Annotated in this window: 16 protein-coding genes; 8 read left to right on the top strand and 8 right to left on the bottom strand. The window is 72.8% G+C overall.

Annotated features, from left to right (window positions below; all coding sequences use genetic code 11):
• Positions 1–108: 108 nt before the first annotated feature.
• Positions 109–2,874 (bottom strand): glycoside hydrolase family 2 protein, encoded by a 2,766-nt coding sequence (locus tag IEJ02_RS23685; RefSeq protein ID WP_191066704.1) that lies wholly within the window; start codon positions 2,872–2,874, stop codon positions 109–111.
• 581 nt (positions 2,875–3,455) lie between these two features.
• Entirely contained in the window at positions 3,456–4,610 is a 1,155-nt protein-coding gene (locus tag IEJ02_RS23680) for a baeRF2 domain-containing protein (protein ID WP_191066703.1), read from the bottom strand.
• Positions 4,611–4,741: 131 nt separating this feature from the next.
• Here IEJ02_RS23680 and polX point away from each other — a divergent pair, with 131 nt between their 5' ends.
• Entirely contained in the window at positions 4,742–6,487 is a 1,746-nt protein-coding gene (gene polX, locus IEJ02_RS23675; RefSeq protein ID WP_191066702.1) for a DNA polymerase/3'-5' exonuclease PolX, read from the top strand.
• On the top strand, positions 6,484–7,257 hold the full coding sequence (locus IEJ02_RS23670; protein ID WP_137981486.1) for a uracil-DNA glycosylase: 774 nt from the start codon (positions 6,484–6,486) through the stop codon (positions 7,255–7,257). The genes polX and IEJ02_RS23670 overlap by 4 nt, the downstream gene beginning before the upstream one ends.
• Before the next feature lie 141 nt (positions 7,258–7,398).
• Here the strand turns inward: IEJ02_RS23670 and IEJ02_RS23665 are convergent, their stop codons facing one another.
• Together IEJ02_RS23665 and IEJ02_RS23660 are read right to left on the bottom strand one after the other, a co-directional pair.
• On the bottom strand, positions 7,399–8,970 hold the full coding sequence (locus tag IEJ02_RS23665) for a S1 family peptidase (protein WP_317985888.1): 1,572 nt from the start codon (positions 8,968–8,970) through the stop codon (positions 7,399–7,401).
• Between the two features lie 287 nt (positions 8,971–9,257).
• Complete coding sequence (locus tag IEJ02_RS23660) at positions 9,258–9,629, bottom strand: L-rhamnose mutarotase (protein WP_191066700.1); 372 nt, start codon at positions 9,627–9,629, stop codon at positions 9,258–9,260.
• A 417-nt stretch (positions 9,630–10,046) separates the two neighbouring features.
• Here IEJ02_RS23660 and IEJ02_RS23655 point away from each other — a divergent pair, with 417 nt between their 5' ends.
• Both IEJ02_RS23655 and aroQ read left to right on the top strand, forming a co-directional pair.
• Entirely contained in the window at positions 10,047–11,861 is a 1,815-nt protein-coding gene (locus tag IEJ02_RS23655) for a pectate lyase-like domain-containing protein (protein ID WP_191066699.1), read from the top strand.
• A 77-nt stretch (positions 11,862–11,938) separates the two neighbouring features.
• Positions 11,939–12,412, top strand: coding sequence for a type II 3-dehydroquinate dehydratase (aroQ, locus tag IEJ02_RS23650; RefSeq protein ID WP_137981483.1), 474 nt, complete (start codon positions 11,939–11,941; stop codon positions 12,410–12,412).
• Between the two features lie 66 nt (positions 12,413–12,478).
• Here the strand turns inward: aroQ and IEJ02_RS23645 are convergent, their stop codons facing one another.
• On the bottom strand, positions 12,479–13,264 hold the full coding sequence (locus IEJ02_RS23645) for a DeoR/GlpR family DNA-binding transcription regulator (protein WP_137981482.1): 786 nt from the start codon (positions 13,262–13,264) through the stop codon (positions 12,479–12,481).
• Between the two features lie 135 nt (positions 13,265–13,399).
• On the opposite strand from IEJ02_RS23645, the gene IEJ02_RS23640 reads away from it, so the two are divergent.
• From IEJ02_RS23640 to IEJ02_RS23625, 4 genes are all read left to right on the top strand, one after another.
• Positions 13,400–14,293: an SIS domain-containing protein gene (locus IEJ02_RS23640; protein WP_191066698.1), complete on the top strand. Its 894-nt coding sequence runs from the start codon at positions 13,400–13,402 to the stop codon at positions 14,291–14,293.
• A gap of 165 nt (positions 14,294–14,458) precedes the next feature.
• Positions 14,459–15,298: a class II fructose-bisphosphate aldolase gene (locus IEJ02_RS23635; protein WP_191066697.1), complete on the top strand. Its 840-nt coding sequence runs from the start codon at positions 14,459–14,461 to the stop codon at positions 15,296–15,298.
• Positions 15,299–15,518: 220 nt separating this feature from the next.
• The gene (locus IEJ02_RS23630) at positions 15,519–16,220 is read left to right on the top strand and encodes a glycoside hydrolase family 75 protein (RefSeq protein WP_191066696.1); all 702 of its coding nucleotides are present in this window, start codon (positions 15,519–15,521) and stop codon (positions 16,218–16,220) included.
• Between the two features lie 102 nt (positions 16,221–16,322).
• Positions 16,323–16,742 carry an STAS domain-containing protein gene (locus tag IEJ02_RS23625; protein ID WP_223864305.1) on the top strand — a complete coding sequence of 140 codons (420 nt, stop codon included), beginning with the start codon at positions 16,323–16,325 and terminating at the stop codon, positions 16,740–16,742.
• On the opposite strand, the gene IEJ02_RS23620 is transcribed toward IEJ02_RS23625, so the two are convergent.
• The 3 genes from IEJ02_RS23620 to IEJ02_RS23610 form a co-directional block, all read right to left on the bottom strand.
• Positions 16,641–17,642, bottom strand: a complete 1,002-nt coding sequence (locus tag IEJ02_RS23620; RefSeq protein ID WP_137981477.1) for a sigma-70 family RNA polymerase sigma factor — start codon at positions 17,640–17,642, stop codon at positions 16,641–16,643. The two genes, IEJ02_RS23625 and IEJ02_RS23620, sit on opposite strands and share 102 nt — an antisense overlap.
• A gap of 123 nt (positions 17,643–17,765) precedes the next feature.
• Entirely contained in the window at positions 17,766–18,005 is a 240-nt protein-coding gene (locus IEJ02_RS23615; RefSeq protein ID WP_137981476.1) for a DUF6296 family protein, read from the bottom strand.
• A 92-nt stretch (positions 18,006–18,097) separates the two neighbouring features.
• Complete coding sequence (locus IEJ02_RS23610) at positions 18,098–22,600, bottom strand: cation-translocating P-type ATPase (RefSeq protein ID WP_191066695.1); 4,503 nt, start codon at positions 22,598–22,600, stop codon at positions 18,098–18,100.
• Positions 22,601–22,664 lie beyond the last annotated feature (64 nt).

Genomic DNA, 22,664 nt, shown 5'->3' with positions numbered 1-22,664 from the left:
GACACGGGGGAACGACGCGCTGGAGAAAGCATACAAAAGTGTGAACTTGCTCCATGCGTCGGACTCGCCGAAAAAATTCCTTTCGACACGATTTCAGGACATGGGTGGTCAGCGCGCCTTGGCGGCCGCCGGGACGGTGCGGGTGGCGGTGTTCCAGCCCGAGATCCGCACCGAGGGGGTCGAACCGCTAAGGTCCGCGGCGCGATAGGTGGCGGTGAGCGTCACCGACTCGCCCGGCCACAGGCTCACCTCGTTGTCCGACCAGCGAACGGGCAGGACCGGCTTGCCCGAGCCGTTCACCAGATGGGCGTCCACGAGAAGCGCCGGGGTGCGCCCGCTCCCGGTGTTGCGCAGGGTGACGGTCGTAGTGGCGGTGGAGTCCGGCCCGCTTGTCGTGGTGGCGGTGGCGGACACCGGCACCTCGGCCATGTCGTCGAGCCCGGTCAGATCCGCGTACGAGGTGGTGGGGGTGTAGTACCAGTCGGTGTTGTCCCAGTCGAGCACGTCCTTCTCGGTGGAGAGCCAGTACACATTGCGGCTCACCTCCTTGCCCGCGCCATCGATGAGCTGGAGCTTGACCAGATAGGCGCCGGACACCCCGCTCACGTCGGCCGGGACGGTGAGCGCGGTGGCCTTGCCGCCGTCGCCCGGCACCCGGAGGCCGGTGGCGCTCTTGTCGAACTTCCGGGTGCCGTCGGGGGTGTAGAGGCCGACCCGGGCGGTGAGACCGGTGGCGGCGGTGTGCTCGCTGTTGACCACGACCACCGAGCGGGAGTCGTAGGAGTACTGGATGTGCAGCGGCTCATTGGCCTTCTTGGCGCCGTAGTAGGCCCCGCCCTGGTCCGAGAAGCGGTCGAAGAGCTGCCAGTGGAGCGAGGTCCAGCCGCTGTTCAGCATCCAGTGGACGACACCGGTGGCGGGCCGGGAGGCGTCGGAGAAGTTGCGCGCGTACGCCTCGAACTGGGCGCGCACCGCCTCGTACCGCGCCAGCCCCGCCTTGCGCACGTAGTCCGTCAGCCCGGTCGGCTTTCCGTAGCGGCCGATCAGCGCGTTGTCGAACAGCTTGAGGTCGCCGAAGGTGGCGGACGGGGAGCGGTGGTACTGCTTGGCCGACGGGTCCCGCCACAGGGTTTCCAGTTCGCTCGGGGACATCATGCGGCGGAGCGTGTCCAGGGTGGGGATGTCGGGTCCGGCGCTGGTCTCGGAGTTGAAGCCGGTGGCACCGCCCTCGCGCTTGGCGTACCAGTAGTCCGGCGGCACCCAGTCGTAGGGGCCGGTCATCTTCATGCCGGACTTCCCCAGCTGTGGAGAGGACTTGGCGGAGGCGGCGGGGATCACCGGGTTCGGCCAGTCCGCCGCCTCGAGGGCGTCCAGGTAGTTCTTCTCGATGGTGGCGTCGGGGGCGAAGTCGCTGCCGATGAGGAAGGAGATGACGCTGGGGTGGTCGCGCAGCCGCGCGGCCTCGGCGGCCATCGAGTCCTTGGCGACCGGGTAGTCGGCGGAGGTCCACTTCTCCCCCGTCTCATCGCCGTTGACCTGGCCCTCCCACTTGTCGCAGCACTCCCAGCCGGGGAGGGTCAGAACGCCGTAGCGGTCGGCGAGGTCGAAGAACTCGTCCGGCTCGATGTGGCCTTCCAGGCGCACGGTGTTCAGCCCCAGGTCGAGGGTGTACTTCAGCCGGTCCTCCACCGAGCGGGCGTCCCAGCGCAGAAACACATCGGGGGACCAGCCGCCCGCCTTGATCAGCAGCGGACGTCCGTTGACGCGGTACTGGCGGGCACCGTCGGCGTTGAGCGGCGCCTTGACGTCGCGGATGCCGAAGCTGTGGTGGGCGGTGTCGGAGGGGGTGCCCGAGACGGTGGCGGTGAGGTCGAGGTCGTACAGCGGCTGGTCGCCCATCCCGGCGGGCCACCACACCTTGGGCCGGTCCAGGCGCAGCTGGGGGAAGTCGGCGGGGGCGAAGGTGACGGCCTTGGTCTCGTGCGGGGCGAGCGAGACCGTGCGGCTGATGGCCGCGGGGCCGGCCGTGCCGGAGACCGTGGCGGTGACCGACGCGGCGGAGTCGTTGCGGACCCGCGCCTTGACGGTGAGCTCGGCGGAGGCGAGCGATTCGGTGTCCAGCCGGGTGGTCACATGCGCGTCGCGCAGGGCCACCGGGCCGCCACGGCGGACCAGCACATCGCGGACGATGCCCATGTTCTCGTCGGGCGGGGGCTGCAGCCAGTCGATCCAGCCCATCGTGAGGTTCTTGCGCGGATCGTTGGGCTGGACGCGGAACGCCACCGTATTGGTCCCCGCCCTGACCAGGTCGGTGACGTCCAGCTCATGCTGGGTGTACGCACCGGCGATCCGCTCCTTGGTGGCCACCTGGACGCCGTTGACATACACATCGGCCGCGGACACCACACCACTGACGTCCAGATAGGTGCGGCGGGAGGGGTCGGCCACGGTGAAGTCGCCGCGGTACCACCAGGGGACGGTGAAGTCGGCCGCGGGGATCTTCTCGAGGTTGGTCGAGTAGAACGGATCCGGGTACGCACCGGCCGCGAGCAGCCCGGCGAGCACCGTCGACCGGGGCCCCACCGGGTGCCAGCCGGACGCGGGGTAGCCGGGGGTGGAGATGGCCGCGGGGGTGTCGGACACCTTGGCCGAGGACTGCGTGGCGAAGCCCGCGAGCGGGGTCGCGGTGCCGGGGGCCGCGCCCACCCGGGTCACCGGGGTCGGGCCGCCCGCCACCGGTCCGCCGCGCGGAGGCGCGGCGCCCGTGGTGAGGGAGACGGTGAGGAGCAGGCCGCCGACGGCGAGCGAGGCGGTCAGAGCGCGCCGGACGCGGGCTCGCGCCCGCCGCCGGAAGGGTGCCGGACGGAGGACCACGGATGTCTCCCTGGGGGCAGGCAGAGCATTGGTTAAGTAGGTTTCCTAACAACCAACGGACCGTAGAGAGCTGAGCGCGCCATGTCAACCAGCCCCACCGAGAAACGCCCTTCCGGCGGATGGCGCGATGGGGGGCGGGGTCGCGGTACTGCGCGGACACGGGCGACGCGGCCAGGTGCGACGCGGACAGGTACGGCGCGGCCAAGCGCGGTATTACGGCCACACCGGCGCGGCCGGCACGGCCAAGCGCGGCTCGCCAGGAGCGGCGCAGCCAGCACGGCCAAGCACAGCAGCCAACGCGGCGCGGACAGGCGCGGCAGCCAAGCAGCGCCGCCTGGCGCGGCACGGCCACACCGACACGGCCAAGCACGGCCAAGCACGGCTCGCCAGGAGCAGCACAGCCAGCACGGCCAAGCACGGAGCAGGCAGGCGCGACGCGGCCAAGCGCGGCGCAGCCAAGCGCGGTACTACGGCCACACCGGCGCGGCCAGCACGGCCAAGCACGGCAGCCAACGCGGCGCGGGCGGGCGCGGAGCGGTGACGCTCCGCGCCTGGCCCCGCGCCTCGTTCAGGCGCCTCGTTCAGGCGTGCCAGCGCAGCACCGCGCCCAGGCCCCCGGCCGGTCCCTGGAGCCCCTCGGGCACCACCAGCACCTCGGTGTCGGCCACCGTCGCCGACCGCATCAGCGCGTCGTCCGCGCGGGCGGGCTCGGGGGTCCTGACGCCCATGGCGCGCGCCTGGGAGCGCTGCACGGCCACCTGATCGGCGTCCGGCCCGATCCACACCTCATGGCGCATGTCGCCGCCCGCGTGCCCCAGCAGCAGCGTGGCCGCCTGATGGCGGCGCATGGCCTCCACCACCGCCGGTACGCCCTCCGCCGCCCCGCTGCTCGGCGGCCCGGTGCCGTCGTGTCCGCCCAGGGCCGGTCCGCCGGGGCGGCCCCGCCCGGCGCGGAAGAGATCGAGGACCGTCTCCAGATGGGCGCGGGCGTACTCCGCCCGGGCGTGGTCGATCTCCGCGTTCAGCTGCCCGGAGCAGCCGGCGGCCCTGCTGCCGTGGCGGGTCTCCTCCGTCTTGGCCCGCAGCGGCTCGGGCAGCCGGTCGCGTACGGCACGGCGCTCGCGCGGGTCACCGGCCAGGATCAGCAGGTCGGCGTCGGTTTCCGTCCACTGCCGCACCAGCTCGTCGGCCACCCGGTCGGCGGTCTGCTCCCAGGTGTTCCCGACCCGGTTGCGGTAGTGCCACTCGTAGCGGTCGGCGGGCACCGACCGGTGGCCCCGGCCATGCGCCCTCCGCCCCCCGGCGCGCCCCGCGGGTCGGGCACCGGTGTCGTCCCGCAGCTCCAGATCGGCCCCCGCCTGGTCGACGAAGGCCACCAGACAGGCCGGCCACTCACCGCGGAACGCGGCCAGCGGCGCCACGCGCGGCAGCATCGACCAGGACGTCACCACATCGATCGGGGACGTGGCCAGCGGCAGGTCGAGCACCACCTCGCCGCCCGCGGCGAACAGCGCCCGCCCCGCGGAGGCCCTGGCCCCCTGCTCACCGGCCAGCCGCTCGACCACCGCGTCGCAGGTGGCGCGGTCGGCGCCCTGACCGGTCAGCTGATCCGCCACGAACCGCTCCCGCAGCCTGCGCCGCCTGGGCGCGTCCTCCGTGCTGCGGGAAGTGTCCATGTACACGCCCGCCCAAGGACCGGGGCGGTCGAACAACGGCTTCAGGAATCCAACGTCCATGACCTCCCCCAAACCCGGGGAAACACACGGCAGAAACCGGTCGACCCCACTCGCGCGGATCGCCGTTTCGCTCCTGACACCAGGATCCCTCCACCTCACCGGGATCGCCAGAGCCGACTAAAATCGCTGTCATGGCTCGCTCCAACGAGGAGGTCGAAGCCCTCCTCCGCGAATACGCCGATCTGCTCCTGATCACGGGCGGGGACGCGTACCGGGCGCGTGCGTACGAGAAGGCCGCCCGGGCGATCGGCGGCCACGCGGCCGACATCTCGCAGTTCGACGCGAAGGCGCTGCGGGACATCCCCAACGTCGGCCGGTCGATCGCCGACAAGGTGGTCGAGTATCTGCGCACCGGGACCATGCCCGCCGTCGAGGAGGCGCGCGCCGCGATCCCGGCCGGGGTGCGGGAGCTGACCGCCATCCCGGCGCTCGGGCCGAAGAAGGCCATGATCCTCTACGAGGAGCTGGAGATCTCCTCGATCGACCAGCTGGCCCAGGCCATCGAGGACCACCAGCTGCGCGACCTCAAGGGCTTCGGGCCGAAGTCCGAGGAGAACATCCTGCACGGCATCGGGCTGTTGCGGGCCGCGGGCAACCGCATCCCGCTCGACGAGGCCATGGACGTGGCCGATGACATCGTCGCCGCCCTGTCCAAGGTGCCCGGCTGCCGGAGGTGTGCCTACGCCGGGTCGCTGCGCCGGATGAAGGAGACCGTGGGCGATGTGGACATCCTGGTGGCGGCGGAGGAATCCGGCCCGTTCATGGACGCGTTCACCCGGCTGCCGCTCACCTCCGAGGTGATCGCCCACGGCCAGAAGAAGACCTCGATCCGCACCACGAAGGGGCTCCAGGTGGATCTGCGGGTCCTGCCGCTGGACTCCTGGGGCGCGGGACTCCTCTACTTCACCGGCTCCAAGGCGCACAACATCCGCATCCGCGCGATCGCGGTGCGCCATGGCCTCAAGCTCTCCGAGTACGGCCTCTTCGAGACCAAGAGCGGCAAGACGATCGCCTCGCGGAGCGAGGAGGACGTCTACGCCCGGCTCGGCATGGACTGGATCCCGCCGACGCTGCGCGAGGACCGGGGCGAGGTCAAGGCGGCCCTCGAAGGGCAACTCCCCCGGCTGGTCAAGGAGTCCGATCTGCGGGGCGATCTGCACACCCACACCAACCTCACCGACGGGCTGGAGTCGCTGGAGGACATGATCGCCAAGGCGGAGCGGCGCGGCTACGCGTACTACGCCATCACCGATCACGCGCCCAAGCTGTACATGCAGCAGATGACCGAGGAGAAGATGCTGGCCCAGCGGGAGCGGGTGCGCGCGCTCGACCGGGGGCGCGGCCGCGGGGACACCCGGCTGCTGCACGGTGTGGAGCTGAACATCGACGTCGACGGGGACGTGGACTGGCCGCCCGAGTTCCTCGAGGACTTCGATCTGTGCGTGGCCTCGGTGCACACCCAGTTCGGCCTGGACCGCAAGGCCATGACCCGGCGGCTGGTGCGGGCCTGCGAGAACCCGCACGTGCATGTCATCGGCCATCCGACCACCCGGCTGATCGGCAAGCGGCCCGGTATCGACGCCGACTTGGACGAGGTGTTCGCCGCCTGCGCCCGCACGGGCACCGCGCTGGAGATCAACGCCCACCCGAACCGGCTCGACCTGTCGGACGAGAACATCCTGCGGGCCAAGTCGCACGGAGTGGTGTTCGCCCTGGACAGCGACGCCCACTCGACCCGGGACCTGGACAACATGCGGTACGGGGTGGGCATGGCCCAGCGGGGCTGGCTGACCCCGGACGATGTCATCAACACCTGGTCACTCACCCGGCTGCGGCGTTTTCTCCGCAAGGACACGGGGCACCAGCCCCCTACATGACCACCTCCGAATCCGACCGCTCCTACCCCGCCCGTCAGGCACCCGGCGCCGAAACCCTCGCCGAGCTGGACGCACGGGTCATCGACTGCCGTGCCTGCCCCCGGCTGGTCCAGTGGCGGGAGGAGGCCGCCCGCACCAAGCGCCGGGCCTACGCCGACTGGGAGTACTGGGGGCGGCCGGTGCCCGGGTTCGGGCCGCCGGACGCCAGAGTGGCGATCGTGGGGCTCGCACCGGCCGCCCACGGGGGAAACCGCACGGGCCGGATGTTCACCGGCGACCGCGCCGGGGACTTCCTGTACGCCGCGCTGTACGACCTGGGGCTGGCCAGCCAGCCGACCGCCACCCACCGCGGCGACGGTCTGGAGCTCTACGGGGTCAGGATCACCTCGCCGGTGCACTGCGCACCGCCCGCCAACCGGCCCACCCCCGAGGAGCGGGACACCTGCCGCTCGTGGCTGGCCCGGGAGCTGCGGCTGCTGCGGCCGACGCTGCGGACCGCGGTGGTGCTCGGCTCGTTCGGCTGGCAGGCCGTGATGCCCGCCCTGGAGGCGGGCGGATGGGCCGTGCCCCGGCCCCGGCCGGTGTTCGGACACGGCGCCCGGGCCACGCTGCGGGCGGCCGACGACGGGCCGCCGCTCACGCTCTTCGGCTGCTACCACGTGAGCCAGCAGAACACCTTCACCGGGCGGCTCACCCCGGCCATGCTCCGGGAGGTGCTCGGCGCGGCGGCGGAGGCGGCGGGGCTTCCGGTCTCCGGACGGCACAGCTAGGGCCGGAGGGTCAGGGGTCGCGTGGGGCCGTAGGTCTCGTGGGCCGTAGGTCTCGTAGGCCGTAGGCCGTAGGGAAAAGGGGGAGGCCCCGGGCACTGGGGCAGGAGGGCGCCCGGGGCCTCGTTCATGGGGCGGGCCGGATCAGTTGAGACCCTGGCCCGCGACGCTGCCGGTGTCACCGGCCCCGGCGGCTGCGCCCGCGTCACCGGCGCCCGCGTCACCGGCTCCGGCATTGCCCGCACCTGCGGCGTCACCGGCGCCACCCGCCGTATCACCAGCACCACCGGCCGCATCACCAGCACCGCCCGCCGCGTCACCGGCGCCACCGGCCGCATCACCAGCACCACCGGCCGCATCACCGCCACCGGCGCCGCCACCGTCCGCGCCGATGACCGCGCCGGTGGCCTCCAGCGCGGCGGTCACCGGCTGGAAGAACGTCTCGCCGCCCTGGGTGCAGTCGCCGCTGCCGCCGGACGTCAACCCGACCGCCGCGTCCTCGGCGAACATCGCGCCACCGCTGTCGCCGGGCTCGGCGCACACATCGGTCTGGATGAGGCCGTTGACGATGTCGCCGTTGCCGTAGTTCACCGTGGCGTTGAGGCCGGTGACCGTGCCGTCGGTGACCCCGGTCGTGGAGCCGGAGCGCTGCACCTTCAGGCCCACGCTCGCCTCGACGGCGCGCCCGATCTCCTGGGTGGTGCCGTCCTGGAGGTCGACCGTGCTGGACGGCTGGGTGGTGGCGTCGTCGTACATCACCAGCGCGAAGTCGTTCTCGGGGAACTTGGAGTCCTGCACCGTGCCCACCTGCTGGGCCCCGGCCTCGTCCGAGGTCCAGGTCTGGGATTCGTTGCCGCAGTGGCCCGCGGTCAGGAAGCCCGGCGCGCCGTCGACGCTGACGTTGAAGCCCAGCGAACAGCGGGCGCCACCGCCGAAGATGGCATCGCCGCCGTCGAGCCCACCGGCCGCGGCGTCCCCGCCGCCCCCGGCGTCACCCGCACCACCCGCGGCGTCTCCGGCGCCCCCGGCACCGGCGTCACCCGCACCGCCAGCGGCCCCCGCGTCACCCGCACCACCTGCGGCACCGGCCCCCGCGTCACCCGCTCCGCCCGCCGCACCGGCGGCGTCCCCGGCGCCCGCGTCACCGGCGTCACCCGCCGCGTCACCGGCACCCGCGCCGCCGTTGTCGCCGGGTTGGGCCGCCTCCTCGCCGTCGAACTTCTTGAACTCGCCCTTGCTGCGCTTGACGCTGACCATGCCCTCCATCTGGTCCGTGGCCTTGGTCAGCGTGTCCCACTTCGTGCCGGTCACCGTCCGGTCGGCGGTCACCTGGACCTTGTTGGTGACCGGGTCGATCGACCAGGCGGTGCCCGGCACCGACGCATCGCTGCTCAGCGTCTGGGTGGCGGCCTTCAGATCGGCCATGCTGTTCTGGACGACCTTCGCCACGGCGCCCTTGGCCCGGACGGACTCGGCGGAGTCCTCGTCCATCACGTTCATGACCAGCTGGCGGTTGCCATTGTCGTAGTACCAGCCCGCGCCGTTGTCACCGAGGTCCGAGGCGAGACTCCTCGCGAGCTTCACGGCGGCCGGGGACGAGAAGGTCTTGGCGCCCGACGTCTCGTCCGGGTTCGCGTTCGCGTTGGGCAGCAGAATGGCGGCTGCTCCGAGCGCGACGATGGCGGCTCCGGAAATGGCGAGGGTCCGCTTGTTCACACGTCGGTGGCTCAACTCACTGACCTCCAGTCGGGGATGCGCGGCAGGCGTGTGCGGAGCGCTTGCGGCGTTCCGCCACGCCCCCACGCGGGGCCACCACGTCGTACGTGGACGCGTTCGCCCCGCTCTCACCCGTACTCAAGGTCTGATGAATTGCTGCGCCGGACGATCCGGATCGGTAGGCTCCGCCGGTTCGGCCGATCGTCCCGGCTACGGAGTGTCCGTCGGACCACGCGCCGGAGCCGCATATCGATGCTCCCCCTTCCCACAACAGCCCGCCGCAGGCGTCACGATCCGCCGGACACCCCCTGACCGCGCTCGGCGGCCTCCGCCTGGGCGCGCAGCTCCCACACCTCGCCGAGCGCCATCCGCTCCGCCTCGGCGGGGGAACCGCCGGTGTCCTCGAAGTGGTCGACGTACGCGCCGATGAACTCCTGCCAGCGCTGGTTGGCCGGGTCCTCGTCCAGCGCCGCCATCGCGGCGGCGAAGTCCTCGCAGTCCACGAGGTGGAAGAGATGGCGCCCGCTGCGCCAGATCCGCCAGTTGGTGATCCCGGCCCGGCGCAGCGCCGCCAGCAGGTCCTCCGGGACCGTGGCGTGCACCTGCTCATAACCGGACTCCTGGCCCTCCTTGAGAACCGAGTGCAACGCCACCCGCATCGGCGTTCCTCCTTCTTCCGCTGCTTCCCCATGCCGGGCGGCCACGGCGGCCGCCCGTCAACGGTCCATGATGCAGCGCTCATCCCTTCTGTTCGACGCGCACCCAGTCCCGTATGAGGAACAGCGGCAGCAGGCCGGGAGCGTCTCGCGCCGACCGAACGGGCCCATGTGGACCGGCCACTGCCCACGCCTTTCCCTCTTGAACACAACGGCCAGGGGCGCGGCCGACCGCAAATCTCCCCAGCTTCCCCCGAACCAGGGGATCTACCGGGCAGTTGACGTTCACAAGGCATCAACATGTAAGGACTGCGGTCACAACTCTTGACGAGTCGTTCACATGGATGAAGCATGCGACGGCGAGAGAGCGCTCCCTCACCCCCCATTCCGTTCATTTACTGAACCAGGAGAGACGCCCCCATGACGCCTTCCCCCACGCCTCCCCCCACGTCCTCCTCCGGCCGCTCCGCGGTCGGCCGCCGGGCGGTGCTCGGCGCCGCGGCCGCCGTCGCATCGGCTCCCGCCCTCGGCGGCCTGGCCACTTCCGCTGCCGCCGCCCCCTCGGGCCGGGGCAAGAGCCCCAAGGCCCTGCCGGGCGGGGGCGACCTCGGTCCGAACGTGATCGTCTTCGACCCGTCCACGCCCGGCATCCAGGCCAAGCTGGACGAGGTGTTCAAGAAGCAGGAGTCGGCGCAGTTCGGCACCGGGCGCTACGCCCTGCTGTTCAAGCCCGGCAGCTACCACGGGCTCAACGCCCAGATCGGCTTCTACACCTCCATCGCCGGGCTGGGGCTGTCCCCCGACGACACGACCATCAACGGCGACATCACGGTGGACGCCGGGTGGTTCAACGGCAATGCCACCCAGAACTTCTGGCGCTCGGCGGAGAACCTCGCGGTCGTACCGGTCAACGGCACCAACCGCTGGGCCGTGGCACAGGCGGCCCCCTTCCGGCGGATGCACGTCCGCGGCGGGCTCAACCTCGCCCCCGACGGCTACGGCTGGGCGAGTGGCGGGTACATCGCGGACAGCCGCATCGACGGCCAGGTCGGGCCGTACTCCCAGCAGCAGTGGTACACCCGCGACAGCGCCATCGGCGGCTGGCTCAACGGCGTGTGGAACATGGTCTTCTCCGGTGTGGAGGGCGCGCCCGGGCAGAGCTTCCCCAACCCGCCGTACACCACGCTCAACACCACCCCGGTCTCCCGGGAGAAGCCCTTCCTGTACCTCAACGGCGGCGAGTACCGGGTCTTCCTGCCCGAGAAGCGCACCGACGCCCGCGGTGTCACCTGGGGCAACGGCACCCCCAGAGGCACCTCGCTGCCGCTGTCGCAGTTCTACGTGGCCAAGCCCGGCGTCACCGCGGCCACCCTCAACGAGGCGCTCACCCAGGGGCTGCATCTGCTGCTCACCCCGGGGATCTACCACCTCGACCGGCCGGTGCAGGTGAACCGCGCGAACACCGTCGTCCTCGGGCTCGGCTACGCCACGCTCGTCCCCGACAACGGCGTCACCGCGCTGAAGGTCGCCGATGTCGACGGGGTGCGGCTGGCCGGTTTCCTCATCGACGCCGGGCCGGTCAACTCCGCCACGCTGCTGGAAGTCGGTCCGCAAGGGGCCTCGGCCGACCACTCGGCCAACCCCACCACCGTCCAGGACGTGTTCATCCGCATCGGTGGCGCGGGCCCCGGCAAGGCCACCACCAGCATGGTGATCAACAGCCGGCACACCATCGTCGACCACACCTGGGTCTGGCGCGCCGACCACGGCGACGGGGTCGGCTGGGAGACCAACCGCGCCGACTACGGCGTCCGGGTCAACGGCGACGACGTGCTGGCCACGGGGCTGTTCGTGGAGCACTTCAACAAGTACGACGTGCAGTGGTTCGGGCAGCGGGGCCGGACCATCTTCTTCCAGAACGAGAAGGCGTACGACGCCCCGAACCAGGCGGCCATCCAGAACGGCTCGATCAAGGGCTACGCCGCCTACAAGGTGGCCGATTCGGTGACCACGCACGAGGGATGGGGGCTCGGCAGCTACTGCTACTACAACGTCGACCCCAGCATCGTGCAGCACCACGGCTTCGCCGCGCCGAACGCCCCGGGGGTGAAGTTCCACAATCTGCTGGTCGTCTCGCTCGGCGGCCAGGGCCAGTACGAGCGCGTCATCAATGACACCGGATCTCCCACCTCGGGCACCTCCACCGTGCCGTCCACCGTGGTGTCATATCCCTGATCTACGATGCCTCGCGGGTCGGTGCCCCCGGTGAACCGCCCCTCGAAGTGCCGACCGCCCAGGAAGGACCACACGCCATGGCCACCACCCCCGTGCGCGACCGCTCCACGATCATGGTGCTCAACGGACCGAACCTGAACCTCCTGGGCCGCCGGCAACCCGAGATCTACGGCACCGACACCCTGGCCGACATCGAGAAGCTGGTGGCGGAGACGGCCGCGCCGTACGGTCTGACGACCGACTGCCGGCAGAGCAACCACGAGGGCCAGCTGATCGACTGGATCCACGAGGCCCGGGAGCGCCACGCGGCGGTCATCATCAACCCCGCGGGGTACTCCCACACCTCCGTCGCCCTGCGCGACGCCCTGGCCACCTGCGACGGTCTGCCGATCCTGGAGGTGCACATCTCCAACATCCACCAGCGGGAGGCCTTCCGGCACCACTCCTATGTCTCCGCGCTGGCCAGCGGGGTGATCGCCGGTTGCGGTGTCCAGGGCTACGCGTTCGCCGTGGAGCGGGTGGCGGCCCTGCTGGCCGCCGCCAAGGCGTAGGCGTAGGCGTAGGCGTGGGCGTGGGCGTGGGCGTGGGCATGCGACATCTCAGGGCCCGATCAGACCTCAGGCCCTGATCACGCGGACACCGGCCTCGGTGTACGGAGCGACCAGTTCCTCATCGGCGCCGGTGTCCGTGATCAGCACATCGATCTCGTCCAGTGCGCAGATCCGGGCGAATGCCCGGCGGCCCAGCTTGGAGCTGTCGGCCACGACCACCACCCGGGCGGCCCGGCCGGCCATGAGGTGGTTGATGCTGGCCTCCCCCTCATGGTGGGCGGTCGCGCCCTGGACCGTGTCCAGCGCGTCCACACCGAGGATCGCCAGATCCAGCGACACCTGGTCCAGCACCCCGGTGGCCAGCGGCCCCATCAGCTCGAAGGACTGCGGACGAGCGACCCCGCCGGTGAGTACGATCTTCACCTGGGGGCGCACCGCCAGCTCATTGGCGATGTTCAGGGCGTTGGTGACGACCGTGACGGCCGGGCCGCCGCCCGACGCGGACAGGTCGCCGCGCGTGGAGATGGCGCGGGCGACCTCGGTGGTGGTCGTCCCGCCGTTGAGCCCCACGATCGAGCCCGGCTCTGCCAACCGGGCCGCGGCCGCCGCGATGCGCTGCTTCTCCGAGGCGCGCCGGGCGGTCTTGTAGCGCAGCGGAAGGTCGTACGAGAGGTTGTGCGCGACCGCGCCGCCGCGGGTGCGCGTCAGCATCTGCTGCTGAGCGAGTTCATCCAGGTCACGCCGGATGGTCGCGGCGGACACCGCCAGCTCGGCGGCCGCCTCCTCGACATCGATCCTGCCGTCCCTGGCCAGCAGATCCAGCAGGGCGTTCCAGCGCTCGGGCCGTTTCACGCCGATCACCCTACCCCTCCTCCCCGCACACGGCGGCTCTGGACTTCCGTGCGTAATTCTGCGCATTATCAGGCCGTACGAAACAACTCCGCGCATGCATACTGCTCGGGTCATCCGTGCGACGAGGGGAGTCCCATGAGCCACACCGAGGCCGAGATCGCGAGCCAGCCCGACTGCTGGCGGCGTGCCATCGCCCTGGCCCGGGATCCGGAGGGGCCCGTACGGGCGGCGCTGCCCCGGGCGGGCGAGCGGGTCGCCGTCGTCGGCTGCGGCACCTCGTGGTTCATCGCCCAGTCGTACGCGGCGCTGCGCGAGGCGGCGGGCCAGGGCGAGACGGACGCGTTCGCGGCGTCGGAGATGCCGCTCGGCCGTGCCTACGACCGGGTGGTCGCGCTGTCCCGGTCCGGCACCACGACCGAGGTGCTGGAACTGCTCGGCGCGGTGCGCGGCCGGGTGTCCACCACCGTCGTCACGGCGGTTCCCGACTCCCCCGTCGTGGGCGCCGCGGACGCCGCGGTGGTGCTCGACTTCGCCGATGAGCGGTCGGTGGTGCAGACCCGCTGGGCCACCACCGAACTCGCCCTGCTCCGCGCCCACTTGGGCGCGCCACTGGAGCACCTGGAGGCGGACGGGGAGGCGGCGCTCGCCGAGCCGCTGCCCGGACCGCTCGTGGACGCCGGGCAGTTCACCTTCCTCGGGCGGTGCTGGACCTACGGGGTCGCGCAGGAGGCCGCGCTCAAGATGCGCGAGGCGGCGGGGGCGTGGACCGAGGCGTATCCGGCCAAGGAGTACCGGCACGGCCCGATCAGCGTGACCGGCCCGCGGAGCGTGGTGTGGTGGCTGGGCGAGGGGGTGTCGGACGTGGCGGACGAGGAGATCACCCGCACCGGTGGCCGGGTCGCCGGCTTCGGCCGCGACCCGCTGGCCGAACTGGTGGTGGTGCAGCGGCTCGCGGTCGCGATCGCGGCGGCGCGCGGGCTCGACCCCGACGAGCCGCGCCATCTCACCCGCTCGGTGCTCCTCGGCTGAGCAGAGCCGAGCGGAGGTGGGCAGGGCTGAGCGGGGCCGATCGGGCCGCGCGCGCCGCTCGGGTACGGGCGGGCCGCTCGGGTACGGGCGGGCCGCTCGGGTACGGGCGGGCCGCGGGATACGGGACAGGGCAGGAACACGGGAACGGGCGGAAGGAGCCGGTAGATGCCGCTGGTGGCCACCGGGGAGATCGTCGGGGCGGCCGCACGGGCCGGGCTCGGCGCGGGTGCGTTCAATGTCATCCAGATCGAGCACGCCCAGGCCATCGTGGCCGGGGCGGAGGCGGCGGGCACGCCGGTGATCCTCCAGATCAGCGAGAACGCGGTGCGGTATCACGGCGCCCTGGCCGCCATCGGACGGGCGACCGTGGAGGTGGCCCGCGCGGCGCGGGTGCCGGTGGCCGTGCATCTGGACCACGCCACCGGGCCCGAGCTGGTGCGGGAGGCGGTGGACCTCGGCTTCGGCTCGGTGATGTTCGACGCCTCGGCCCTGGACTACGACGGCAATGTGGCGGCGACCGCCGAGGTGGCGGCCGACTGCCATGCCCACGGAGTGTGGGTGGAGGCCGAGTTGGGCGAGGTGGGCGGCAAGGACGGCGTCCACGCGCCGGGCGCCAGGACCGACCCGGCCGAGGCCGCCGCGTATGTGGCGGCCACGGGCGTGGACGCGCTCGCGGTCGCGGTGGGCACCTCGCACGCCATGGTCGTCAAGGCCGCGGTGGTGGATCTGCCGCTGGTCGCGGCGCTCCGCGCGGCCGTACCGGTACCGCTGGTGCTGCACGGCTCCTCCGGGGTGCCCGAGGCGGATCTGACCCGGGCGGTGGAGGCGGGGCTGACGAAGGTGAACATCGCCACCCATCTGAACGTGGCCTTCACCCGGGCGATCCGCGACCATCTGGCAGGCCACCCCGAGGTGGTCGACCCCCGCCGGTATGTCGCGGCCGCACGGGACGCGGTGGCGCGCGAGGTGACGCGGCTGCTGAAGCTGGTGCGGGCCACGGACTGAGGACCGCGCGGAGGAACCACGCTCCGGGCATCACGCACCCAATAATCATGGCCTGAGAGCGCCTGCGGGAGGCTGCTGCGGGAAGCTGGTGCGAACGCCGCCGATTCGCGCGGCAATACGCATCGGCTTCCGCGGCGCCAGCCTATTGACATGATCTTATCAACTCACCCAAGATGCCCCCCGTCGAGGTTAGGAAAGGTTCCTAACAAAGGGGTGTCCTATGCGCAAGCGTTTCGCGTTCGTGATCGCCACGGCCGGTCTGCTGGCCGGCTCCGTCACCGCCGGCGCCCACGCCAACACCCGGGGCCCCGCGCCGGCCCCCGCGTCCACCAAGGAGGGCACGGTCACCGCGGCGCAACTGCTCGCCAAGGTCCGGAGCTGTTCCCAGATATCCAGTGGCAAGTACCGCACCGACGAGGAGACATCGGCCACCGTCCCGGTCTGCGGCGCCAATGGGGCGGTCTTCTGGAAGGCCGACATGGACGTCGACTGCGACGGCCAGGTGACCTCCCGGTGCAACGGGGACACCGACCCGTGGTTCCAGGACGACACCGCCTTCCACCAGTCGGACGGCAAGCCCCTCATCGCCGACAAGCTGCCGTATGTCGTGGTGCCGAGCCCGAGTTCCACCTGGGACTACCGGCAGGCCGGCATCAAGGGCGGCGGTGTGGTCGCGGTCATCTACAACAACAAGGTCGAGTACGCGGTGGTGGGCGACACCGGGCCGAACAAGATCATCGGTGAGGCGTCCTACGCCACGGCCAACGCGCTCGGCATCGATCCCGACCCGGAGACCGGCGGCGCCGAGTCGGGGGTGACGTACATCCTCTTCAAGAACTCCTCCGTCTCCCCCATCGAGAACCACGACAAGGCCGTGTCGGTCGGCGACGGCCTGGCGAAGCAGTTCGTCCAGAACAACTGATCCGCCATCATCGGAGAACGTGCGTCACAGCCGCACGTTCTCCGATGATTTTTCCCGGCCCCGGCGGTCTGCACCGGTGAACGCCGCGACAGGAGGTGGACGTTGACCGGTCCCGAGCCCGAGAATCCGCCCATGCCGCCCCCGGCCGTGCTGGTGCTGGCCCAGCCGGTCACCCGCGCCGAGGTGGCGCGGCTGTGCGAGCGGCTGTCTGCGCTGGCGCGCCGCGCCGGTCCGGGGCCGGTCACCGTGGACGTGGGCGGGGTGGGACGGCCGGACCTGGCCGTGATCGAGGCCCTGGCCCGGCTGCGGCTGACCGCCGGTCGGCTGGGGCGCGGGATCCAGCTCCGCAACGCCCGCGGCGAACTGCGGCGGCTGCTCGCCTGGACGGGGCTGGACGAGGCCCTGTCGGCCCCCGCGGCGTTAGGCCACGCCCTCGGGCCCGAGCCGGGCGGGGAGGCCGAACAGCGGGAAGAGGCGCTCGGTGTCCAGGAAGGAGTTGAGCCCGGTGATCCGGCCCCCTGATATCTCCAGGACCTGAAGCGCCCAGGGCTCATGGTGGCCGTCGGCGCCGCCCGGGCGGTACTGGCCGAAGGCGGGCATGCCGTTGGCCACGGTCGGGACCAGACGGGAGCCGCGGCAGCCGATGCCATGGCCCAGCAGCCACTGGCGGATGTCCTCGTGGCCGCGCAGCCACAGCTCGTACGGCGGCATGGAGAGCGTGGCGTCCTCGTGCAGCAGCGCGGTGAGGGAGTCCAGGTCATAGCGCTCGAAGGCGTCCACATAGCGGGCCAGCAGCGCGCGCTGCTCCTCGTCCAGCGGCTTGACCGGGTCGGAGTCGCTGACCTGGCTCGCGGCGAGGGTGGCCCGGGCGCGCTGCAGCGCGCTGTTGACCGACGCGACGGTGGTGCCCAGCAGCTCGGCGACCTCGCTCGCCTTCCACGCCAGCACCTCGCGCAGGATCAGCACCGCCCGCTGGCGGGGCGCCAGATGCTGGAGCGCGGCGATGAACGCGAGCCGCACCGCGTCCCGCTGGGCCGCCACCTCGGCGGGGTCTCCCCCGTCCGGCAGCACCTGGCCGTCCGGGACCGGCCCGATCCAGGTGGCCTCCGGCTGCTCGGCGAGCGTGGCCGGGAAAGGCGTGGCCGCGGAGGTCAGATCCATGGGCCGGGCCCGCCGCTTGCTCCCGCTGAGCATGTCCAGGCACACATTGGTGGCGATGCGGTAGAGCCACGACCGCAGCGCGGACCGGCCCTCGAAACGGTCCAGCCCCCGCCAGGCGCGCACCATCGTCTCCTGCACCGCGTCCTCGGCCTCGAAGGCCGAGCCCAGCATCCGATAGCAGTAACCGGTCAGCTGCGTGCGGTACGGCTCCAGCTGGAGCTCGACACCGGTCGCGCCGTCCACCGCCGCCACATCACTCATCGCCGCACCTCGATCGCTTCGATCGCTCTTCGGACTGCCATGGGGGCCAAACCTAGCGGGCCCCACTGACAACGGCGCCGACCTGCGGAAACGACAGTCGGCTCGGGGCGCCGGACGGGTGACTCAGGACACTGGGCGGGCGCTGACCGCGGCGGCGTGCACCTGATGACCGCCGCTGGCGATCATCCGTACCTCCGCGCGGTCGCTGATCTCCGCCCGTACGATGCCGGTGTCGTCCGCGTACACGGGGTGGCCGCCCGGACCGCTGCTCTCCGTGCGGTGCACCACCACGACGTCCTCGGCTCCCGGGTCCGGGGCGGTCGTATCCACGAAGACCAGCTCATACCTCTCTCGGCTCCGCATCACGCCCTCCTCCGCACCGACCCGCCCCCGTCATCTCAAACCGGGACATTCAACACTATCGCTCGGGCCGGGCGGCGCAAGAGGTTCGGTACTCACCGCGGTGCGGCGGCCTTCGCGGCGTCCGTGGCCGTGGGCTCCTCCACCGCCTCCTCCTCGAGCGGCGCCCTGTCCAGGTGCAGCATGGGCGCGAGGACGGGGCCGAACAGGGTCGCCACGGTGATGGAGCCCAGGGTGATGGCCCAGGCGAACGGGCCGAGCGGGGTGCAGTCGAAGAACTGGCTGACGCCCGGGGTCTGGATGATGCCGGCGAGCACCGCGGCGGAGCCCAGGCCGGCGATCAGGACGTGCCGGTCCAGGCCGCCCGTCGTCAGGGTCTGCGCCAGCTGGGTGCCGACCAGGGCGGCGAGCGCCACCGTACTGGCCCGGCGGCCCCGGCCGGTGACCCGGGCGCCGGTCCACGCCAGTCCGGCCCCGGCGGCCGTGATGACGCCCCGCAGCAGCATCTCCTTGGTGAGCGCCACGCCCAGCGAGCGGCTGGGGCCCTCCTTGAGCAGCCGTTCGCCGGTGTGCCCGGTGGGCTCGCGCACCGCGATGGCGAGCGCGGGCGCGAGGTCGGTCAGCAGGTTGACCAGCATGATCTGACGCGCGCTCAGGGGTGTGGTACCGGTCAGGGCGGAGATCGCCACGCTGAAGGTGACCTCGCCGAAGTTGCCGCCGATGAGGATGGCGAGTGCGGCCCGGACCGAGGCCCACATGGCGCGCCCCTCCATCAGGGCCGAGACGATGGTCTCCAGGCGGTCGTCGGTGACGACCAGGTCCGCCGCGGCGGTCGCGGCGGGGGTGCCGCGCCGCCCCAGGGCGATCCCGACGTCCGCGAGCCGGATCGCGGGGGCGTCGTTGGCGCCGTCGCCGGTCATGGCCACCACCCGGCCGAGGCGCTGGTACGCCTGGACGATACGGACCTTGTGGTGCGGGCTGCACCGGGCGATCACGTCCACCGTGGGCAGCAGCTCGTCCAGCCGCGCGTCGTCCATCTCGTCCAGCTCGGGGCCGGTGCTCACCTTGGGCTCGGGGACGTCCATGACGGTGGCCGCGATGGCGTCCGCGGTGGCGGGGTGGTCGCCGGTGAGCATCACGGTCTGCACCCCGGCCTCGCGCAGCCGCTCGGTGGCCGGTCCCGCGCTGGTGCGGACGGGGTCGGCGAGCGCGATGAAGCCGAGGAAGTCCAGGTCCCGCACGGTGTCGTCGGTAAGGTCCTCGCCCTCCCGCATCGGGCGCTCGGCCACCGCCAGCACCCGCCGCCCCGCTCCGGCCAGCTCCTCGGCGGCGTCGGCCAGCTTCTTGATGTCCTCCGCGTCCAGTGGGGTGGCCCGTCCGGTGCCCGGTGCGCGCCGCCGGGCGACCCGCTCCAGGACGCCCTCGGGCGCTCCCTTGACGCTGAGCAGCGCGCCGTGCGAGGTGCGCCCGGCGGTGGCGTGGTAGGCGCGGGAGGGTTCGAAGGGCAGCGAGTCGGTACGGCGCCAGCGGGGCGCCCCGCGCCGCACCCCGACCCCGGCCCGGCGCGCCCCGACGCTCACCGCGCGGTCGGTCTGGTGCGCCATGGGCTCGGCCTGGCGGGCCGGCGGGGTCGCGCGCAGGGCGGCGGCGAGCACCGCCTTACGGGGCGCGTCGAGCCGGTCGGCGGGTTGCGGGCCGCCGCCGTCGCTGACGGCGGCGAGCTGGAGGCTGCCCTCGGTGAGGGTCCCGGTCTTGTCGAAGCACAGCACGTCGGCCCGGCCGAGGGCCTCGATGGTGCGGGGGTTGCGGACCAGGGCGCCGAGGTCGGCCAGCCGCCGGGCGGCGGCCAGCTGGGCGGCGTTCACCAGGAACGGGAGCCCTTCGGGGACGGACGCCACGGCGAGGTTGACGGCGGAGGCGAGGTTCTCGGTGAGCGGGAGGCCGTGCAGCAGTCCGGCGCCGGCGACCGCGGCGGCGGACCCGACCGCGATGGGCACGCTGGACCGGGTGAGCGCGGTCAGCCGCGCCTCGACACCGGTGACGGGGGCGGCCTGGCGTGCGGTGGCCAGGCTGCGGCCGACCTCGGTGGCCGGTCCGGTGGCCACGACGACGGCCTCCGCCCGCCCCGCGGAGACCGTGGTGCCCTCGTAGAGCATCGACCGGCGCTGGGTGAGCTGGGCGCCGACGACCGGTGCCGGGGACTTGTGCACCGGAAGGGACTCGCCGGTCAGCGAGGACTCGTCGACCTCGAGCCCCTCGGCCTCCAGCACCCGGCAGTCGGCGGGCACCACGTCCTCCGGGCCCAGCACGACGATGTCGCCGGGGACCAGGTCCCCGGCGGTCACCAGGCGTTCCGTACCGCCCCTGCGGACCCGGGCGCCGATCGCCGACCGGGCGAACAGCTCGGACAGCGCCCGCTCGGTCCTGACCCGCTGGAACCCGCCGACGAGCGCGGAGACGCCGGTGATGGCGGCCACCAGCGCGGCGTCGGTGCGCGAGCCCACGGCGGCGGCCAGGGCGGCCCCGGCGGCCAGCACCGGGGTCAGCGGGTTGGCGAGCTCCTCGATGAACGCGGCGGGCAGGGTGGTGCCGGTGGGCTCGCCCCGGCGCGGCCCCTGCGCGGTGCGGGACGCCGCCTCCTCCGGGGCCAGCCCGTCGGGCCCGGTCCGCAGCCGCTCCAGCACCCGGGGGACGGGCATCAGATACCAGGGGGTGGTGGTCACCGGCGGGTCCATGGGGCGGGCCAGGAGCTGGCGCGCCCGCCAGTTGCCCAGGGCGAAGGCCAGGGTCCCCGCGGTGGTACCGGCCGCCGCGCCGCGCGCGGTGGCCTGGTTCGGGGGCGCCTGGAGGGCGGCCACCGCGCCGATGGCGCTGCCGCCGGCGGACAGCAGGGCGCTCTCCCGGTCGACCCGCGCGGCCACGCCGACGGCGTCCACGATGAGTCCGGCCGACTCCAGGTCGGCGCCGACGAGCAGATGGGCGCCCCAGGCGGGGGGCTCGCCCTCGCGGTGCACCCCGATACCGCAGTCGGCGGCCCCCAGGGCCCGGCGGTTGCCGGAGAGCAGCAGCACCACGGCGCCGTCGGCCTGGAGGGAGCGTACGGAGGCCACGAGGCGGCCGCCGGAGGGCACCACCGCGTCGGCGAAGGTGATGCCCGTGGGGTGCGGCCGGTCGGTGGCCAGGACGATGCGGGACCCGGCCCGCCGGGCGGCGGCGGCCACGGCCTCGGCGCCGGGCACGGTCTGCGGGGCGAGGCCCACCACCGCCTGGAGCTTGCTCCCCCGGGCCAGGCCGAGCACCCGCTCGCTGCCCCTGCGGCGGAGCTTCGCCGCGGTCTGCTGGCCGGTGCGGCCCGTCAGCTCCAGCGTGTCCAGGGCGCCGAGCACCCATCCGCCCGCGCGGCGGGTCTCCAGGGGCTCATCGGGGTCGAAGAGGTCGAAGAGCCGGTCGGCGGTCCGCTCGGGGTCGGCGCCGCCGAGGAGTTCCAGGTCGATGGGTTCGTAGCGGTCGCCGCGCAGCGCCGCCTCGTCCAGCACCACGGTGTCGACCTGGCCCAGCCGCCGCAGCGCGCTGCGGTCCATGGCCAGGACGCCGCGCAGCGCCAGGAACCGGCCGAGGCTGGTCGCGAATCCCTCCCGGCCGGCCCCGGGCGCCTTGGGCACGGAGGAGAACCCGACGGCGAGCCCGCGGCGCGGACCGGCGAAGGGGACGGCGAGGGCACCGGCCGCGGCCCCCGCGGCCATGGAGAGCTCCGCGAAGCGCTCCACGGTGTCCTTGGGGGACGGGCCGGGCCGCTCGACCACGATGGGCTCGGCCACCACGTCCCGGGGGCCGTGCACCAGATGCGGCTCCATCGCCGCCCAGGCCCGGCCCTCCGCCTCCGCCTCCCACCACAGGGCCATCCGCTGGATGAGGTCGAGCACGAGCCCCCCGCCGCTGGTGGCCACGCCCTGGGTCAGCGCGCTCAGCACCGGCAGCGTCGGCTCGGTCGTCCGGCCGCGGGTGATGGCCAGGGCGAGGCGCCGCAGGCGGGGGTGGTTCTGGATGACGGACATGGTGGCGGCCACCTCGGTGGGCAGCTTGAGCCAGGGGGCCAGGCGCAGCGCGGTGGCCACGCTCAGCCCCACGACGTCCGCGGCCACGACGGCCAGCGACTGGGCCTCCCTGGCGCCGCCGGAGGGGTGGCGGGGCTCCGGGGCCCATTCGTCGAACTCTTCGGTGGGTCCGGCGGGCTCCTGGAGTTCCGCGCGCTCGATCCGGGCGATCAGGTCCTGCTCGGACGGGGGCGGCTTGCCCACGGCCACCACGACCCGTTCGGAGGGCGCGTTCACACGTGCCCACTGCACTCGCGGATGCTCCTCGAGCGCCAGCTCCACCCGGCGGGCCACCTGCTCACCGCCGATGCCGTGCACCCCGCGGACCTCGATGTAGTACCGCCCCGGGTAGGACCAGATCCCGCGCTCGGAGGGCCGGACCAGCCGTCCGACGGCTCCGGCGGCATCCCGCACCCCCGCGGTCACACCGCCCTTGAGGGGTGCGAGAAGCAGCGAAGGCGGCAGGGGCAGGCGCAGCGCTGACAGCGACAGCAGCGGTGACATCAAAGGAACCTCCGCTCTCCGGGCAGCCTGCCCGGTTCATCCCTATTACCCTGAAAAGGGAAGA

The sequence above is a fragment of the Streptomyces sp. 5-10 genome (assembly GCF_014712245.1).
In the GTDB taxonomy this organism is placed as follows: domain Bacteria; phylum Actinomycetota; class Actinomycetes; order Streptomycetales; family Streptomycetaceae; genus Streptomyces; species Streptomyces violaceusniger.
The sequence above is the reverse complement of the archived record's forward strand: the minus strand, read 5'-3'. Positions and strand labels throughout refer to the sequence as shown.